The organism is Paenibacillus sp. TSA_86.1 (assembly GCF_052691815.1).
This window is the reverse complement of sequence record NZ_JBQZGE010000001.1, coordinates 1118991-1137154: the sequence shown is the minus strand read 5'-3', so window position 1 is coordinate 1137154 and position 18164 is coordinate 1118991. Positions and strand designations below refer to the sequence as shown.

The following is an 18164-nucleotide window of genomic DNA, read 5'->3' as shown; positions in this document are numbered from 1 at the left end:
CATTATAGGACGGGTCAGGTACATCAGCCTATGATACGAAATCAAGATTTCTGCACCTTTACCAACCTATATGCTCGAATCATGTTGTATTTATGTCTGATCGCGGAATTCGTTCGGTGTTAACCCATAATGTTTTTTGAACATTTTGCTGAAATATTGCGGATTTTGATACCCCAGTTCACTTGTAATCTCATATATTTTTTTATTTGTGTTTTTGAGCAGATACAGCGCACGTTCCATACGCATACGAATCATATAATCTCCCAGACCTTCGCCTGTCTCCGCTTTATATATCTTCGAAAGGTATACCGGATGTAAGTAGACTTTATCCGCGATCATCTTCACGGAGAGATCCTGCCCCGTGTCTCTGGTTACCAGTTCCTGTACTTGTTTAATGACATGTCTGCGGCTTTGTGCACCTTCTTGGTCTGATAGTTCCTCTTGCAGCTTCGCCAGCATGTCCATCGCCCAGCGTCGTAACTTCTCTGGAGATTGGATTAACTGATGAGCCAGTAACAGGTCAAACCCTGCATGATCAATCTCGTGAACCAAGTGACCCTGCTTGTGGGCAATGTACATAAAAGCATTGGTGACCGACAAGTACATCTCGTACACATGCTCCCTGGATAAACAAACCCGCTCCGCCGCGTCAAATACAGCACTCAACTTTGCGGCTGCTGCCTCCCATTGTTTGGTCTCCAGCAGCTGAGGCAATACCGGCGGCTTGTACAACTCGTCAAGAGCCTGAGCCGCATCATTGTCAGGGCGCTTGTTTATGGTGTTTTCCATATCGATATAGATGATTTTATGCTCTTCCGGTCCCGAGAGAATAAGAGATCCCAGACTTTTTCGATACACATTCGTGAGTTCATGAAAAGGAAATGGCGGGGTCACAACTACGGACAGACCCCCTTGAAGGTAACGCACTACATGCTCCCGGAAAGTCTCAGCCGCATCTCGCATGGTGTTACTCCCTACATGAGATACCTCTGCCATATCCCTGTTCTGCAAAAACATAACCAAACAATCATGAGGCCCGCGGCTGAACCAGACATGGTATGTCTCTCCTAGCACTTCCTCAGCAATATTCCCCACAGCAAAATCCATCAGATCAAGCGATTGCTCATCCATAGTTGTAAAACGTCCGGTAAGCCGAATCAACATCATCACCGCAGGCTGCTCCGGCTCCATATGAAGCTCATATTGTTCTAACTGCTCCCGCACAGCTTTCGATGAAATCTCTCGACCAAGCAACAAATCATGCATAAGATTCTCTCTTAAAATCTTGTAATCCGATTTACGACTGTATAACAGACGATGATACTTGTCGAACTCATCCCACTCATCCCGCAGTGAGGTAATCGCCGCTGAGACCGATTGCATAAACTCATCATCATTAACTGGCTTCAAAATGTAATCAGCCGCCTGCAATTGAATCGCTTTTTTGGCGTACTCAAAGTCACTGTGACCTGTCAGCAGAATACAGCGTACATGAGGCCAGCGCAGGTTCACTTCGGCAATCAGCTCAAGACCTGTCATACCGGGCATGCGAATGTCTGTAACAAGGATGTCCACAGCATTTTCCTCGATGATTTCCAGTGCTTCCTTGCCCGATGCTGCACGCAGCACCGTTGAGACTCCAAGCTCACCCCAAGGAATCGTTAACTCCAAACTTTCCGTTACATACGTTTCATCATCAACAAGCAATATATCGATCAATTGAGTCACTCCCTCGTCCACTTCTATTCACTCTTCATTCTCCAGCAGAGGTTGTTGTTCCACTGGCCATGACAAGGTCACACGGACTCCCCCAAGCTCCGATGCTGTGATTTGAATGCCACCTTTCCCTCCATACCTGAGTTGAAGCCTCTGATTCACGTTCCATAATCCACAGCCCATCTCCTGATCCATCGCCCCTGCAAGTTTGATCAGCAGCGCTTCACGTTCTTCCTGTGTCATGCCTTGCCCATCATCTTCAACCATCAAAAACATGGTGCCATCCCGTTGTTCACCGGAGACTCGGATCTCACCCGCTTCGGCATCTGCTTCAATCCCATGGATAACCGCATTTTCGACCAAAGGCTGTACAATCAGCGGCGGAACTTCAATTCGCAGCATGTCTTCCGGTAGATCCAAGGTGTAATGGATACGTTCCATACGCATACGCTGAATTTCCAGATAATTGGTCACAAATTCAATCTCTTCCGACAACGGAACAACATCCCGTTCCTGTCTTGTTGTATACCTGTAATATCTCGACAGATTGTGAGACATGGCTACAACGGCATCCACCCGTTTCAGCTTCGCCATACTTGTAATAAACGAGAAACAGTTATAGAAAAAATGCGGGTTAATCTGTGACTGCAGCTGCTTTAAGCGCGCTTCCCGAACATGGATCTGCTCGAGATATACATGCTCAAACAACTGCTGAATCTTTTCCACCATCGAATTGAAACGCTCGGACAGAAAGCTGAACTCATTACGGCCTTTTGGCTCAATACGAACCGAGTAATCTTCTTGCTTCAAGCGCTGGAAGCCACGGATCAGTTGTTTCACTGGCACTTGAACCTGCACATATAACAGATACGCAGCAATGCAGCTCATCAGCAACAGACAGATCATCGCAGAATAAAACAAGAGGTTTGACTGGTGAATCGGTTTCAGAATATCCGATAGCGGCATATAATCCACCAGATACCAGCCGGTTGTGCTTGATTTCACAGAATTGACCATATACGGCTCTTTTCCAATGACGATCGTGCGATTTTCCACGTCTTGCAGTGCATGGCTAGATAATTCTTCGATCAACTGATTGGTCAACGTGTGATCTGAGCTCCGATTATAGATCACCCCTGTTTCTTCACGAAAATAGAACGGGTCATGTCTGCCGTCGCCTTTGAATTTATCAAGCATATCTCGAATATTATCACTGTCAAATTCGAGCTTGATGATCGTTTCTGCATTCTCGGCAGGATTCTCGATTCCATAAGGAGATACGGTGATCCAACTGAACTTGAAGCGATCATTTTGCCCATCCTTAATTTTGTGCACATCCCAGCCAGAAATGAGACTTTCTTTTAAAGCCTGCTTGTCGTAAGTACGAGCATCCCGCTCCGAGATCACCCTGCCTAACGATGGAGAATACAGATATAATTTGGTCTCCCAATTAGAGGAGCTTTCCTGAATGCTCAGTTTGTTCTGGATGCGCTTGACGAGATTGATTGCATCCAGATCAAAATAACGGCTCTCCGCAAATATCCGCCGAAAGCTCGCAATATCCGGATCATGGATCAGCAAGTTAGGCCAAGAAGATAACAGCTCTATATTGGTGTTGACTTGATTCTGGAAAAATTCAAGTTGATTGCTGTTCGAACGATTCAGTTCGGCCCTTAGTACAGCCGTTGTTTTATGATTGGAATACCAGTACAGGAGAACAACGGGAATAAGCATGATCAGAATTAAAATGACCATCTTGGAAAACAAATTTGTCCGGTATGACATGGAAGTTTCATCTCGCTTCATCTAATTTTCTACTTATATAGTGACATTAATTGTAGTCAAGTTCGCTGTAAATACAATCTATTTCTTGCACATGAAAATAAATAGAGTGTGCCACTATTCATCGTAAGCGCTATGAACTCGATGGAAAAGGAGATAAAAGCAATTTTTCAGCACTAAATTCAACTTCTCCATACAAAAAAACCGGCAATAGCCGGCTCTGTTTGTACGCAAAGACTTCCTTTTACTTTTCCTTCTGCAAGTGATTCACTATATTTTATGTACTTGGATCTAAAGTCTGTTTAACACACACTAAGGAATGTCGTAATCAAAAATGGTATCTGTCCCATCCACCGCCACATCTAGTACGATTCCCTTCAAGTTCCCACTCACTTCCAGCGGGCATTTCGCCACACCTGAGAATTCAAGTTTCCCTGTAAAAGTTGCCCTGGGCTTGATCTGAATGGATTCCGCCTGTAACTGAACCGACTTTAAGGAATTGGACAACGGGTCATCCTGATTGGAATAACTTTCAGCTAAATCAGGCTTAACCATAGCCGCGACCGCTGAACTGCTATAATTTTTCAGCGTCAATTTGCAAGTGGCAAAAGCTTGCCCATTCGACGACACATCATAGGTGCACGAGCTATCATTTTGCATATAAGATAAGCTACTCACACCCGTGGCTTCCCATTTCACCACATACATTAGCTTGTCCGTCATATATGAATAGCTAAATATGATGATCAGCACACCTATCCACAACGTTCTTGCCAAGAGTGGAAACTTACGCATGATCTCCTTGCGTGTAAGATAATATCCACAAGCCAACATGCCAAGTCCAAAATACATCGTGATATGTACACCGCTCAAGTAAGATGTCGTGTAAGGGGAAATACCAATGAATGACAATAATGAATCACCTACTGAAAAACCGAGATGATGTTTAAAGGTAAAGATGACAGCAAACAGCAATAAAGAGACTGAGAACGCAAGCCTGGTTCTCGACATGCAAACACCTCCTAATCAACCCCCTGATTATATCATAATTTTCCTATTTTTGATTAACAATCCAAACACAAAAAGGAGTTATCGATTTTCATCGATAACATCCCCTTTTGCGTCCTGCCAGATGAAGTAGATTTGATGGACTACTTCGTCAGAACATTTTTTTACTTTTTAGCCAGGAATGCATCCAATTGCTCCTGTTTGGCCGCGATAATTTTATCAATACCTGCTGCTTTCAATTTCTCCAAGTACTTCGGAATCATCTCGTTCGGGTCAACGGCACCCGAAGTCATGCCCGGCTTAAATTGTTTATTGACGTTATTTACAGCCGCAATTTCGTTTTTAACCGACTGGCTGTTAAAGGTGAACCCGAGGGCAGGAGATTTTACACCTTTGGCATTGAACTCCTTGAACTTCTCCCATTTCTGCGGATCTTCGTTATCCCACAGATAGTTCAGGAACTGGTTACCCAGCTGCCATTGTGCACCTGGATTGTAGGTACGGCTATTTGCATCTACGCCGTCAGGCAACTTAATGATGTTCTCTTGACCTTCTACTTTTACATAGTGTTTGCCTTCAATACCGAAGTTGAGCAAATTGTTAATATCTTTGTCAGAGTGTAACAAGTTAATGACTTGCATTGCTTTTTCCGGTTGTTCGGAAGAACGGGAGATCGCGAGCATCGCACCCGATGCATCCCCTGTTGTAATCGTTGGACTTGTCATCTCAATCTGCGTGAGCGGATGTCCTACATACCCTTCTTCTTCCTTGTCTTTACCTGGCTTCATACCATCCGTCCACATGAAGGCTTTTCCGGCTTTGGCCTGGTCTTTCGGGAATACATTAGATGTTGCTGCATCACTGTTAATGTAACCTGCTTGATACCATTTGCGCGCAAGTTCAGCGGCTTCTTTGAATTCAGTTGTTTCCACCTCGTTTAGTACCGTTGTACCACCAGCTGTCTTGGATATCACACCCGGTACAGAGGCATCACCGAGGTAATCCCAATCCAGATTCTCAAGTAATCCATTACCATTCGTATTGGACATATAGAACGGTGTTACTGCAGGCTCATTTTCCTTGATCGTTTTGAGTAAAGGCTCGAGATCAGCCCATGTTTTAACGGTTGTCAGATCCAATTTGTATTTGTCAGCCAAATCCTTGCGCACCAGTACACCACGAGTGGCTGCAAGTTCCTTGTTTGTTGGTACACCATAGTTCACGCCATCCACCTGAGAACCTTCGAGGAAAGCGGGGTCCAGATTTTTCTTGATATCCTGACCATGTGCATCCAGCAGATCATTCAGCGGCAGGAATGCGCCTTTTGCCACGTTTACCGTGTAGTTCTGCCAAGCAGCGGTGAAAATAATATCTGCCTTTTCCCCCGAGGAGATCATCAGGTTCAGCTTGTTATCCCACTGTCCCCAGTCCACCGCATTGATTTTAATCGTAGCTCCAATCTTCGGCTCCATCTTTTTATTGATTTCGGCTTCGACAAGAGCAACATCTTTCTGAGGTGTTCCCGGATAGAACAAGGAAACCTCATAAGGCTTTTCATTGTTTGTGTTCGGCGTATTGCCTTCAGCACCCGGTGTTGCTGTGTTCCCCTTGTCGGACGAGCAGCCAGCAAGCACAAGTGCCAGCGCCATGGCCGCTGCCGTCATACGTGACCAACCTTTTAATGTTTGAACCAATTGAACCCCTCCTGTTCATATGATGGACCTTTCACCGTTTAGCCCCAATTCCTAATAAACGGCAAGCTTTCTGTATATGCCCTTTCGTCTATCTTCGGTTGATCCTACTTACTCCCTAACCGGCCCGGAGTTATCCCTTCACAGCACCTACTGTCAAACCTTTGATGAAGTAACGCTGGAAGAATGGATATGCCAGTACAATTGGACCAATACCAACGACAGCCATTGCCATTTGCAGCGTTTTGTTTGGCAGATTGAGAAGTCCGCCCTGCGACGAAATCTGTGAAGAAACGTTGGAGTTGGTTGTTAAATATTGAATATCGAGCAGCGTCCGGTACATAAGATACTGAAGGCTGATCGTCCGGTTATCCGAAATAAAAATCATACTAAGATACCAGTCATTCCAGTAGTTCAGCGTACTGAAGAGCGCAACGGTTGCCATAACGGGCAGCGAGAGCGGCAGGACAATGCGCAAAAACGTTTTCAATTCACCTGCTCCATCAATGCGCGCTGATTCCAGAATGGATACCGGAATGGAGTTCGCAAAGAATGTGCGCATCACGAGTACAAAGAACGGTGATAACAGCAATGGCATGATCAAAGCTAAAATAGAGTTTTTCAGATCCAGCACGTTGACGTAAACCAGATACCAAGGAACAAGTCCACCATTGAACAACATCGTGAAGAAGATGAAAAAGGCGAACCAGCCGCGGTACGGCAAATCTCTCCGCGAGAGCGGATAAGCATATAGAGCGGTCAAGGCAACACTCGTGATCGTACCTACGACTGTAACTATAATGGATATGCCATACGAGTGGAGAATCTGATCCATATCTTTAAACAGGAATTCATAGGCCGTGAGGCTGAATTTCTCCGGAATAAGCTTGTAACCACTCGCGATAACGGTTGTCTCGTCCGAGAAAGAGATGGCGAAGACCAGTATGATCGGCACGATACAGGCAATGGCATAGAATAGAAACATGAAATGAATGACGGCTGCGGAACGCTTGGATACAGCTAATGGATCACGTGTTTTCAAAACTGACTTGCCTCCTCTCAAAATAATGCGTTATCTTTGTCGACTCGTCTAACGATGGTATTGGACACCAGCACCAGGACAAAACCGACAATTGCTTGATACAAGCCTGCTGCAGATGACATCCCGATGTCTCCACCTATGAGGAATGTCCGATATACATACGTATCCAGTACGTTGGTTACAGGGAACAGCGCGCCTGATTCCAGCGGAACCTGATAGAACAAGCTGAAATCTGCATAGAAGATACGGCCAATCTGAAGCAGTGTCATAATAACGATCAGCGGAATCAGAAAAGGAATGGTGATAAAACGAATCTGATGCCACTTCGATGCACCATCCAGCACTGCCGCTTCATAATATTCTTCATCAATGCCCACTACAGCAGCCAGATAAATGACGGCATAATAACCGATATTTTTCCATGTATTCACAAGCGGCAGGATGTACGGCCAATACTTCGGTTCAGAGTACCAGTCAATCGGCTGCCCTCCAAACATTTGCAGTATGGTCGAGTTCATAAATCCCGAGTCCTTGCCGAGGAAAGCCAATACGAGATAACTAACTACGATCATCGATAAAAAATAAGGCAGCAACATCAGCGACTGATACAGTTTGGACATCGCTTTGTTTTTAACCTCGTTAAGCAAAATGGCGAGACCTACGCCGACCGTAAGATTGAGTGCAATGAACACGGTGTTGTATGCAAGAGTGTTTCGCGTAATCTCCCATGCATCGCTGGTTGAGAACAGGTATTTAAAATTATCCCACCCGCTCCACGGGCTTCCCCATATTCCATCCGCGTAGTTTACATTTTTGAATGCGATCAGAACGCCGAACATCGGCATATAATTGTTTACCAGCAGAAACAGAATACCTGGCAAAAACATCAGGTAAAGCACTTTGTACTTGCCAAGATTGAATAACACGGACTTGCGTTTTCGAACCGTGCCTTCCGGTATCTCCGATATTCGTACGCCCTTACCCGCCTGGGGTTGTGTCTTCATAACGTGTTCTCCCTCACTCCTCTTGAATTCTTCCTCAGGATGAAGCTCCGTGCGCCTCCTGTGGTTCAAGTATACGGCGGGTCGATCAAGTCCTCTATCTGCTGTGGTGACCTATTCAGTTATCAAATTATGACTTTCATACCATAAAAAACAAACAAAAAGCGCAGCATGCTGCGCCTGATTACACGGTTCTGGATTGTTTGCGAAACTCTTGCGGCGTAATTCCGGTGCATTTTTTGAACATTTTCGTAAAATGAGAGTAGTTATAGTACCCCACTTTACCTGCGATATCTGTCACCTTGACGGTGGATTGAGACAACAGCGTTTTCGCCATGGCTACTCTGCGCTGAAGAATGAATTCGGACAGTGACATCCCCTTCTCTTTACGGAACAACCGGGACAGATAAGCCGGGTTAAATCCGGCAAAAGCAGCCAGTTCCTCGCGCATCAGTTCTTCACCGATGTGGTTCTCAATGTAGATACATAACTGATCCACAATCGACATCGGGTTCTGATCGTCCGGGTATAAAATCGGAATGACACGTTCAATGAGATCAAGGGTCCACTGCTTCAGCTGCGGTAATGACCCAGTGACTACCGTTTCTTCCGGCTCCCGTTCTCCAGGGTACAAACTGCGGATGGACACATTTTTCTGATGTAGCAGCGGGTAGACAACATGCAGCATAGCATGAAAGTAGAGGCGCAGTATCTCTGGAGATAAGCTCTCCTGGGCAGCAAGCAACTCGAATATTTCATCCACGCGTTCGCGCAAATCTTCTACTTTACCTGTTTCAAAAAGGATAGACAGTTCCGAGAACCATGGGATAGGCAAAAACCGGTCTTCCTGATCCCGATCACGCTCATCGTAAACAAAAACTTCTTCCAGCTCTTTAATGTTGCGCCGCTCCATATCCATGAGTTCATTTAACATACCTTGCAGTTCGATTACAGATACGGGTGCACCGACATAACAGGACAAACGGCAATAGAAGTATGTGCCACATTCCTGAATATAACGCTGGCAGCGCTGTTCCGCTTCACTTGCAGCAAGGATGACGTCATCTTGCTCGTAGGCAAGCACAATATTTAACCCGCTGTGATCTTGAAACACTTCACCCGGCTTCTCTCCAAGCAACATTTCTCTGGCTGCATTGCGCAGAGCGTATTCCAGTACCTCTTCATCTCGCAGATTAAATTCACGCACCCACTCTTCAACTGAAATCACGATGGGCAACACACGCACCTCAGGATCAATCTCCGCACCGTACAATTCTGCAAGTTGCTGCAGCCTTTGTGGCGTAAGTGTACTGCGCTGGGACACCACATCCTTCCAGAAACGTTCCGTCAGTAAAGGTTTATGGGTTTTCCACCGTTTGTATACGGTTTCGTAAACTTCGTTCGTTCGGGTACGCTGCTCTCCGTCCCTGATTTTATCCAAAGCCCGTGTAACCACTTTAAGCAGTTGGTCTGCGGGAGCAGGTTTCAACAGATAATCAAAGCTGTCCAGTTTGATGGCAGTCTGGGCATAATCGAACAATGCATGGCCTGTCAGAAAAATGGTCAGGATGCCAGGATCATGCTTCAATACCCAGCTTTGCAGATCGAGCCCGGTTTCTCCAGGCATCTCGATATCACAGATCAAAATGTCGATGGCATGGGTTCGGATGACTTGTCTTGCTTCCTCGACATCACACGCCCCAAACACCTGGTCCATCCCGGCTGCCTTCCAGTCCACTCCCTCCAGCATAGCCTGCAAGGCATACACTTCATCATCCACGATCAACAGGTTCCGCATAAGTTCCTCCTTCTTGCTCTTCGGTCTGAGCAGGCAAATATATGCTTACTGCAGCGCCTCCGTCTGTCCTGTTTTCAAACGTTAACCCCGCTTCCGGGCCATACTTCACCAGCAACCGATGAGCAACATTCCATATGCCGATGTGCTGCCCTCCGGGATCTTTGGCATATTGTCCCTGTTGCAGGTGGGCCAGAAGCTCTGGTGAAAATCCGACGCCGTTGTCTATAATCTGGAGCTGGAGTACACCTTCTCCTGCTTGACTGCTGGATGCTTCTGTCAGGCGAATGGTAATACGAATCACAAACGACTGCATTCTGCGTTGAAATCCATGGATAATTGCATTTTCGACAAAAGGCTGGATCGTTAGCGGTGGCAGCACATAATGACCCACATCCGGACCAATATCCAGTTCAAAATCGAGCTTGCTTGGGAATCTCAGCTTCTGAATTTCAAGATAATGCCGAATATGCTCCATTTCTTCATTCAGCGTGATTACACGTTTGCCAGCCCGTAAGCTGGATCTGAAATAGTCAGCCAGATGACCTGCCATCTGCTGTACCAGTTCATGCTTTTGCAGGGAAGCCAGGCTATGAATAATATTCAGAGAGTTCAGATAAAAGTGAGGATTAATCTGCATCTGCAATTGTTTGAACTCGGCCTCCCGCGTCCGCAGCTGCTCCTCATACACATCAATCTTCAGATGCTGAATCTCTTGAATCATCTGATTGAAGCTTCGTGTCACAAACTCTAATTCAGACGAAGACGGTGCCTCTAGCGTCACATCCAATTCACCACGGCTGACTCTTCTCATACCCCGAATCAGAGCATTCATCGGACGGAACAGAAGCTGCCGCAGGAAGAAAAGCGCCGTAATCAAAATTACGGCCGCCCCAATCGGAAGCAACCTGATGATCTGCTGGAAAAACGGCAGATTGCGCATCATATCTTCCTCTGGTAATAACACGACATAGTTCATCTCCGACATTGCGGATGAAATTCCCACCATCAAATATTGACGAGCCCCACTGCCCGGTTCAGAGATCACCTGATATGGACTTTTCAAACCGGTCAAATGATCCGCGACCAACTTGATTTGCCCGGTATTTAACATAGAATCGGATAAAGCTCTGCCGTCAGGTGTAACGATAACCGCACCGCCTCTGTCCCCCGATTCAGCAAACTGCTGGGAGTCATTCAGTGCATTCATATCGACCAGTGCCCCGGCATAGAACTGCTGATTAATCCGTACCGTTTTCACAAGTGCATTAAATGATCCTCCGCGGACGATGCTCCATTCCGGTCTCTGGATGTCACCCTCCAGCTGGCGCATCTGGGCAGGCATATTGCGCTGTACCACCGATTTTTTGATATCATAATTGCCTGCGGTCGCCAGCAACAGGTCATCATTCACCGCATCATACAAATAAAAAGAATCAATGAGATTGTAAAAACCGATATCGGTCATAAATTTGTTCATAATACGCTGCTTGGCAATGGTGTAGTCTCCACTTCCGTATTCAAGAAAAAACAGGGAGATAATATCAGGGTCACGCTCACCCAAGCTATATAGATATCGATTGGTCTCCTGTAATACGCGCTCATTCTGCTCCACGTTTTTGGCCAGATGATTCATATTGGTGAGGGATACCTTATCACGCACGACCTTCATTGCGTACACGTTGTTGTAGTATAACAACATAAAAAGCGGCAACATGATTAGCGTAAGTCCCACAATAAATTTGAAGCGCAATGAACGGATCAAGTTCATACATTACCGTCCTTTTGATTCAGGCTGAGCTGAATTTTTCTAGTTTCTTCCTTCCGATGGCATGTATATTGTAATCACCCCGGTTTGACCATGTCTATCAGGTTCGGTGACTCACGGATGTGTGCTCTCGTGACTTGATATAATCATATGCCCTGTCGTGCGTATGCTTCGTGTCACTCCTATAATTCTCTGAATGTAAAAAAAATCCTGCTATTCTCCTCCTTGAACATCCGGGCTTGACATGCATAGGATATAGCACTCCCAGGATCGATGACCAGGGATACAGGGAGGCTGTTATGATGATGAATATTCAACTCATCCCACTGCATTATGTCTATTTGGCATTTATTGCCCTGATTATCGCCGTCATGGTTCGGCGCAAAGATACAACGATCATCTGTGTCGCAGGTATTATGACCATCGGACTGCTGGCAACCGAAACGTTAAGCGGCTCCGTCAGCGGGATTTTCAACAGTTTTATCTACGCAACAAAGGAACTGTTAAGTACAATTTTTATCATTTCTATTATCGTTGCCATGAGCCGGGTTCTGATCCGAACAGGTATTAATGAAGTCATGGTCACACCGCTCACCCGATTTATTCGTACGCCTCAAGCTGCATATTGGGGTATTGGACTTATTATGATGGTCGTATCTTTATTTTTCTGGCCGTCTCCTGCAGTTGCCTTGATTGGAGCTGTACTTCTACCCGTAGCCGTTCGTGTCGGATTACCTCCGATTGGAGTTGCCATCGCGATGAACTTGTTTGGGCATGGCATTGCCCTGTCAGGGGACTACATTATTCAAGGTGCTCCCAAACTTACAGCAGACGCGGCAGGTCTTCCCGTTGCATCAGTGATGGCTGCCAGTGTGCCTCTCGTCATCGTCATGGGCACGGTATCTACCCTTACCTCCTTCTGGATGCTTCGCCAAGAGATGAAATCCACCCAATGGAAGGAACAGGAGCTTACGCAAAAGCAACAGTCGACGTCTGAGCCACAGCCTGAGGCGCATGAGTCTGTACCAGTCCAAGAGATGCCTCTTCGTTGGAGAAAAACATTCGCTATACTCATTCCGTTGTTATTCGCACTGGATGTCGTACTGATGTTTGTGCTGAACCTGCAAGGCGGGGATGCGACAGCATTAATCGGCGGAACTGCCGTCGTTATTCTGATTGCCGTTTCTCTTATTGCACACCGCCATAACGGATCAGAGGAAACGACTACTTATCTCATTGAAGGATTCCAGTTCGGATTCAAAGTATTTGGGCCGGTTATTCCGATTGCGGCATTCTTTTATCTCGGGGATGCTGCCATTACGGAGTTATTTATGAACCCGCTTCCTGAAGGTTCACACGGGATCGTCAATGATCTTGGGGTCGCACTTGCGGGAATTGTTCCTATGAATGGAACCGTGGGGGCCATTACCATGACCGTCACTGGAGCTGTGACAGGTCTGGATGGCTCAGGCTTTTCGGGAATTTCCCTCGTGGGCTCCATTGCTACCATGTTTGCAGGCTCAGCAGATTCAGCGCCGGTACTTACCGCGCTAGGCCAAGTAGCTGCAATCTGGGTTGGCGGCGGAACGTTGATTCCGTGGGCGTTAATTCCGGCGGCAGCCATCTGCGGGGTCAACCCGTTTGAGCTTGCACGGCGTAATCTGAAACCGGTGATTCTTGGATTAACGGTTACTACCCTTGTGGCTATCTTTCTCATCTAAAATGTAACGCGTGATCGGGCAAACTCCCATAGCTCCTGCTCCTTCAATTCGGCCAGCTCACGCAGCTCTGTATAAGGATTACCCTCTAACCCAAGTACATGGGCGAAGGCTGGCTCTGTTTTCCACCCTGCCTGTTTTAATCTGCGAATCTCGTGGTGTCCCGCCTCTCCCCATAATTGCAACAAACTCCATTCAACCTGCATATGCAGGTAAGCATTTTGCTGCTCAACAGGCACAGCCTGTACAAATATTTCGACAGGCCTTGACCCCAATTTCAGTTCACATGTAATATATGCTTTCTGATCCGAATCGCCAATTCCGTATGTCCACTGTATCCTGCTGTTTAGCGCAATACCCTCCAGTTGGCCACTCAGCTCTGCTTGAAAAGTTTTCAGGTCGTCGGCACAACACAGCACATCAAGATCACTGTCAGGAAGATCGATGTCAATGGGCACAGTGCCCGCAGGGTACGCAGAGTAGGGAGCAAGCCTGGCTAGCAGTCCGCTATCCTGCAAAACACGGTAAGCATCTTGTTGACGTTGATTGCCAACCGACAGGTGTTCCATCACTTTTTCGGTTGTATCCAGCCTCCCGTTCATGCTCATTACAGGTGATTACCTGCAGTAATGACTTGTTTCACTCGCCCCACTTGACCGCTTGTCAACCTCACCTTGATCCCATGCGGATGAGAAGGAGATTTGGTTAGCAGATCCTTGACGATTCCTCTCGTCAGTTTGCCGGAGGATTGATCCTGCTTCAGTACGATATCAACCTCCAAACCAGGTCTGATGTCAGCTCTCTTTTGTCCATTCAATGTGTTCACCTTCTCTAATAACATAATTTATTCTGATGCAAAAGACTTTATCTATTGTAGACCTTTCGACTGCAAAACAAAAGCGTTTGACTTATCTATAAGCAGCTTACAGGCATAACTAGGGTCTGTCAGAAAACGTCCTAAGTACACTAATCCCATAAAAAATCTTTCATGCCAAACAACCGCAGCCATGAGTGCTTCAAGGCATGCGGTTGTTTGGCGTCGGTACAATAACAAAATAGATGTGCGCTTGCTTGCGGCACTCTGTTTGCGACCAGCTGGCAATAGGATGCCTCACGGACCAGCGTTACTTACTGCATTAAGGCTGGCTTCGCGATAGTGAGGACGCTTCCCCCTCCTTGGCGGCTTCACGGGCCTTCACAGCAAGAAGTTCAGATACGGTAACAAACTGAAACCCTTGCTCCTGCAGTTTGGGCAGGATCGTTCGCAGTGCATCAATCGTATGGGATTTGCTTTCTACTTTGTCATGAAACAGAACGATATCTCCATTACGTGCATTATTCAGCACTTTGTTCGTAATCGCTGATACACCTGGTAAAGCCCAGTCCCGGGTATCCTGATGCCAAGACCATAAGACGATGGTGTATCCTTTCTGCTTAGCTGCCTGAATCACCATATCGTTGTAATAACCTCCAGGAGGTCTGAACAGCAGCGGGCGATGCGCACCTGCATTCACAATGGAAAGCTCAGCCGCCTCCATGTCTTTCAAATATTTGTCCGCTGCTGTTGAACGAACGGCATAGGTATGAGCAAATGTATGATTTGCAATCTCATGCCCTTCAAGCTGTTCCTGTCTGACAATGTCAGGAAATTTCTCTACCCATTTGCCGAGCACAAAAAAAGTTCCCTTTGCGTGATACTGCTTCAGCAGAGCTAAGATCTGCGGTGTCTGGACAGGGTCCGGCCCATCATCAAAAGTCAGGGCAATCAGTTTATCCTGTGTGGGAACTTCCCATACGATCTCTCCCCGTTCTTCATAATACTGACGATTCTTCTGCACTGGCTTGGCATATGCCAAACTTGTTGAACTGCCAAGCAACATTAAAGCCAGCATGATCAATGCAATGAATCGGGTTGCTTTCAGGTTCATGTCGTATCCTCACTTTGATTTTCATACGTCAAACTCTCCGTTAGCATTGCCCGATTCATGTGAACTCATGAATGATCGATTAATAATGATTAATCGTTTTTCAGAGCTGTTGCTTCTACATCATTGATATAACGACGTAATTTGGCCGCAACATCGCGTGTAATCTCCCCGTTCTCATATAATTGCTGCACCGTATTACGCTGCTCCTGAATGGCTACCATCTGAAGCTCCAGTTTATCCTGATTAAACGGATCTTCCGTCGTCTTGTCCGGGTTCCACGCACGTAACTTCGCGATAACCCGTTCATATTTGGAAATGACCGAGAGGGCCGCCGCACGATTCGTGTCATTCATCTGTGCCCGGATGGCCTTAATCGCCGCCTGAGATGTGCGCAGCTTGACCTTGCGGAACAGTTCGGCATTTTCAAGCATAAAGGGCTGGTCTTGTTTGCTGGAGCGGCTTGTGAACAGTTGGCTCAGCATCCGGCCAATCTCGTTAAGCGACGCCAGCAGCTGTGTATTGGTACGATTGGAGAGCATCATCTCTTTGCGATCCAGCCAGTTGTCACATTTGAAGGCTGCCTCATGCCCCAGAGCATTTTCATCCCTCATCGCTTCGATCTCTCTGCGCTCTGCCCGTGTAGCGATTAGATTAATCGCCGTTTCCTGCTTTTGCAATGCTTTGCCATGATCTGCTGTAAACTGACCCGCCACCTGTTTGATATATTTGGACAAGTCGGATACCACAGCCACTGCTGCAGCTTTATTTTCATCATTCATCTCGGATTTGACTGCTCGGATGGCGGCATTCAGCATAATGTCTTGTGCTTTCCGTTCAGACTTATGTGGTGTATTTTCCTCAGAAGATTTCCCCTCGTCTTTGGCTAACACAGGTAACAACACACTCGCAGCAATCAGAGAGAACAGAATGACACCAGCCGCCAGAAAAATAATCAAATCTCGCTCAGGAAACGGTGAACCATCCTGTAGCACAAACGGAATCGAAAATGCTCCAGCCAACGTTACCGCACCTCTGACTCCTGATAAGGAGAGAATTGTAATTTCCTTGAAGCGAGGTTTGCCAATAGTGGACTTGGCACGCAGCCATTCATTGACTTGCCAAAACAAATAAATCCAGAGGAAACGAAGCATGACAAGTAATACTGAGATCAGCAATACATACCCTAACACTTCGAAGTTATTAAATGACACGTTCACAAAGATCTTACTGAGCACATCCGGAACCTGTACACCAAGAATGACAAACACCAGGCCGTTCAAAATAAATAAAATAACAGACCATGTGCTCGCAGATACCACCTGCATCTTGATCTGAACCGATTCGGCCCGGTCACGTTCAATCGCATGAATGATCCCGCCTGCAACGACCGCCAGAATGCCGGAGACCCCGATCTCTTCGCTCACCAGATAAATTACAAATGGAGTAAGAATCTGAAGCAGCATATGTATCGTTACATCTTCCATACCCAGTCTGCGAATCCACATGCCCACTCGGATGAACAAAAAAGACATTAATGCACCGGCGAGCAGACCTCCTGCAGCAATAGCAATGAAACTAACCGTTGCTTGAGCCAGTGAAAAGAAACCGGTCACCGTCGCTGCAATTGCGAATTTAAAAGCAACCAGACCCGAAGCATCATTCATCAATGCTTCGCCTTCAAGAAGTCTATGAATGCTTTTGGGTAGATGCACACGTCCAGCCATAGCTCCTACAGCCACCGCATCTGTCGGAGACAGAATGGCTGCAAGCGCAAATGCAGCAGGCAGTGGAATCGTCGGAATCAGCCAGTGTATGGCATATCCGGCAACAGCAACCGTAACGAACACCAATCCCAGCGCAAGCAAAAGTATCGGCGCACGAAGGTTCCATAGTTCGTTCCTTGGTGTTCTTTTCCCATCGTTATACAATAATGGAGCGATAAAAAGTACAAAAAACAATTCCGGATTCAGTGGCAGATGCACACCAGCTGGCAGTAAAGCCACACCTACCCCCAGTGCAATCTGAATAAGCGGAACGGGAATAAAAGGTACGAACCGGTTCAGCACGTTAGATAAACCGATCAGTCCCAGCAATACAAGTACCGCAATGAATAGTTCCATGATGACAACCCTTTCCGCTGCATAAGTCATGAATCGTTCGTAATGCCTTTATTTTAACAAAAGTATAGGCCTTTATAACAAAGTTTTCATATTCATTTACCCATTTCAACGAAGCTGATACGCATGGTACTGAAACATTTTGATCGAGGTCATATATAAGATGTACAATATGTGAAGCACATACTCTGTTAGAAAGGAACGTTCAACTATGGCTTTTGGTATTAAACGGCAAGAACTTGCAGCATGGAAAGAACGTGTCGCGCGCGGGGAGATCGCCTATCTCACGCATTTCTGGATCGACTCCAGATTTCCTGGAATCACCAGTGTTACCAAAGTAGGCTGCGACGACCTGGATCGCCTGGAACAATGGTGCGACGAACACGGTTTAGACCCACGTTACATTCATCGGAGACAACCCTTCCCCCATTTCGACTTAATGGGCAGCAGACAGAAAGATATTCTTATCCAGGAAGGCCTGACCGATCATGTATCCCGCTTTCATCTATAAACACTGCTGTAACACATAAAACGCCAGTCTTCACAAATTCATGCCCGGTAGTGGGACGAATAGATGAGGACTGACGTCTTCAAGTGT

14 protein-coding genes are annotated in these 18164 nt (G+C 46.4%); 2 read left to right on the top strand and 12 right to left on the bottom strand.

The genetic code is table 11. The annotated features are described in order from the left end of the window. Window positions 1-90 precede the first annotated feature (90 nt). From ACUTVW_RS05235 to ACUTVW_RS05200, 8 genes are all read right to left on the bottom strand, one after another. Window positions 91-1719 carry a response regulator transcription factor gene (locus tag ACUTVW_RS05235; protein WP_445644784.1) on the bottom strand — a complete coding sequence of 543 codons (1629 nt, stop codon included), beginning with the start codon at window positions 1717-1719 and terminating at the stop codon, window positions 91-93. Between the two features lie 27 nt (window positions 1720-1746). Beyond that, window positions 1747-3501: a sensor histidine kinase gene (locus tag ACUTVW_RS05230; protein ID WP_445644783.1), complete on the bottom strand. Its 1755-nt coding sequence runs from the start codon at window positions 3499-3501 to the stop codon at window positions 1747-1749. 309 nt (window positions 3502-3810) lie between these two features. Continuing rightward, a complete protein-coding gene (locus tag ACUTVW_RS05225) occupies window positions 3811-4509 on the bottom strand; it encodes a hypothetical protein (RefSeq protein ID WP_445644782.1) in 699 nt (232 codons plus the stop codon). 161 nt (window positions 4510-4670) lie between these two features. Beyond that, window positions 4671-6200, bottom strand: a complete 1530-nt coding sequence (locus ACUTVW_RS05220) for an ABC transporter substrate-binding protein (protein WP_445644781.1) — start codon at window positions 6198-6200, stop codon at window positions 4671-4673. A gap of 130 nt (window positions 6201-6330) precedes the next feature. Next, on the bottom strand, window positions 6331-7239 hold the full coding sequence (locus ACUTVW_RS05215; protein WP_445644780.1) for a carbohydrate ABC transporter permease: 909 nt from the start codon (window positions 7237-7239) through the stop codon (window positions 6331-6333). 17 nt (window positions 7240-7256) lie between these two features. Then, window positions 7257-8243 (bottom strand): ABC transporter permease, encoded by a 987-nt coding sequence (locus ACUTVW_RS05210; protein WP_445644779.1) that lies wholly within the window; start codon window positions 8241-8243, stop codon window positions 7257-7259. 181 nt (window positions 8244-8424) lie between these two features. Beyond that, window positions 8425-10038, bottom strand: coding sequence for a response regulator transcription factor (locus ACUTVW_RS05205; protein WP_445644778.1), 1614 nt, complete (start codon window positions 10036-10038; stop codon window positions 8425-8427). Further along, entirely contained in the window at window positions 10013-11806 is a 1794-nt protein-coding gene (locus ACUTVW_RS05200; RefSeq protein ID WP_445644777.1) for a sensor histidine kinase, read from the bottom strand. The genes ACUTVW_RS05205 and ACUTVW_RS05200 overlap by 26 nt, the downstream gene beginning before the upstream one ends. 302 nt (window positions 11807-12108) lie before the next feature. Here ACUTVW_RS05200 and ACUTVW_RS05195 point away from each other — a divergent pair, with 302 nt between their 5' ends. After that, window positions 12109-13524 (top strand): hypothetical protein, encoded by a 1416-nt coding sequence (locus ACUTVW_RS05195; RefSeq protein WP_445644985.1) that lies wholly within the window; start codon window positions 12109-12111, stop codon window positions 13522-13524. On the opposite strand, the gene ACUTVW_RS05190 is transcribed toward ACUTVW_RS05195, so the two are convergent. The 4 genes from ACUTVW_RS05190 to ACUTVW_RS05175 form a co-directional block, all read right to left on the bottom strand. Next, window positions 13521-14129, bottom strand: coding sequence for a DUF4269 domain-containing protein (locus ACUTVW_RS05190; RefSeq protein ID WP_445644776.1), 609 nt, complete (start codon window positions 14127-14129; stop codon window positions 13521-13523). The two genes, ACUTVW_RS05195 and ACUTVW_RS05190, sit on opposite strands and share 4 nt — an antisense overlap. After that, window positions 14129-14338, bottom strand: coding sequence for a YwbE family protein (locus ACUTVW_RS05185; RefSeq protein WP_445644775.1), 210 nt, complete (start codon window positions 14336-14338; stop codon window positions 14129-14131). The genes ACUTVW_RS05190 and ACUTVW_RS05185 overlap by 1 nt, the downstream gene beginning before the upstream one ends. Before the next feature lie 319 nt (window positions 14339-14657). Then, a complete protein-coding gene (locus ACUTVW_RS05180) occupies window positions 14658-15449 on the bottom strand; it encodes a polysaccharide deacetylase family protein (protein WP_445644774.1) in 792 nt (263 codons plus the stop codon). Between the two features lie 89 nt (window positions 15450-15538). Further along, window positions 15539-17569 carry a Na+/H+ antiporter gene (locus ACUTVW_RS05175; protein ID WP_445644773.1) on the bottom strand — a complete coding sequence of 677 codons (2031 nt, stop codon included), beginning with the start codon at window positions 17567-17569 and terminating at the stop codon, window positions 15539-15541. A gap of 208 nt (window positions 17570-17777) precedes the next feature. Between ACUTVW_RS05175 and ACUTVW_RS05170 the strand changes: the two genes are divergently transcribed. Then, window positions 17778-18077 (top strand): hypothetical protein, encoded by a 300-nt coding sequence (locus ACUTVW_RS05170; RefSeq protein WP_445644772.1) that lies wholly within the window; start codon window positions 17778-17780, stop codon window positions 18075-18077. Window positions 18078-18164 lie beyond the last annotated feature (87 nt).